Below are 817 nucleotides of genomic sequence, written 5' to 3' on the forward strand. Positions count from 1 at the left end.
CCTGCGGAGATTGTCGGCGGGAATGTCGACCGACGAACCGCCCTCGGAGATCCCCGCGTTGTTCAACAGCACGTCGACATCCCACTGCGCGGCCTTCCGGCGATCGCCCTCATCGGTGACGTCGAGCTTCTCGACCCGCAGTTCGACGCCGCGCTTCTTCGCCTCCGCGCGCAGCACGTTCACCTGCGCGATGATCTCCACACCGGCGATCACGTCGTGTCCTTGCTCCGCCATGCGTAGCGCGACCTCTTTGCCGAAACCGCTTCCGGCACCGGTGATCAGATACGTCGTACTCATCACTTCTCTCCTTCATCGTCGATGACCGGCAGGACCGGTCGTCATGTCACACGCCGCTGGATTGCGGCTCACAGTGCAGCCGACGCCTCACGGGCGACCGTCGTGTCCTGCTCACGAGAGCCGCCGCTGACACCGACAGCTCCCACCACCATGCCGTCGACGATCAGCGGGATGCCGCCCGCGAAAACCAGGACGCGGCCGTGACCGCTCAACGCCATGCCCCAGAACTGTTCTCCTGGAAGCGAATCGGCGGCGAGATCTCCTGTTGGCGACTGGAAGAACACTGCGGTGTGCGCCTTGTCGATCGAGTGCTCGATACTTCCGAGCTGGGCGTCGTCCATCCGAACGTGAGCGACCAGGTTCCCGCCGTTGTCGACAACGGCGATGTTGCTCGGCGAGCCGATCCGTTCGGCCGCGGCGATCCCCGCGTCGATCATGCGTCGTGCGTCGGAGAGTCCGACCGTTGTCATACTTCGCACTGCTGCCTCCTCAACTCATTGATCGGAGTGCGCCGCTGTCA

Annotated in this window: 2 protein-coding genes; both read right to left on the reverse strand. The window is 64.3% G+C overall.

The window, feature by feature from the left end; genetic code table 11:
- Positions 1-297, reverse strand: a 297-nt coding sequence (locus A5766_RS08625; RefSeq protein WP_156527412.1) for an SDR family NAD(P)-dependent oxidoreductase, incomplete at its 3' end; no start/stop codon positions are given.
- Positions 298-365: 68 nt separating this feature from the next.
- Positions 366-776, reverse strand: coding sequence for a GlcG/HbpS family heme-binding protein (locus A5766_RS08630; RefSeq protein WP_082933520.1), 411 nt, complete (start codon positions 774-776; stop codon positions 366-368).
- Between the last annotated feature and the right edge of the window lie 41 nt (positions 777-817).

Origin of the sequence: Gordonia sp. 852002-51296_SCH5728562-b (assembly GCF_001665475.1) — a bacterium.
Taxonomy (GTDB): Bacteria; Actinomycetota; Actinomycetes; order Mycobacteriales; family Mycobacteriaceae; genus Gordonia; species Gordonia sputi.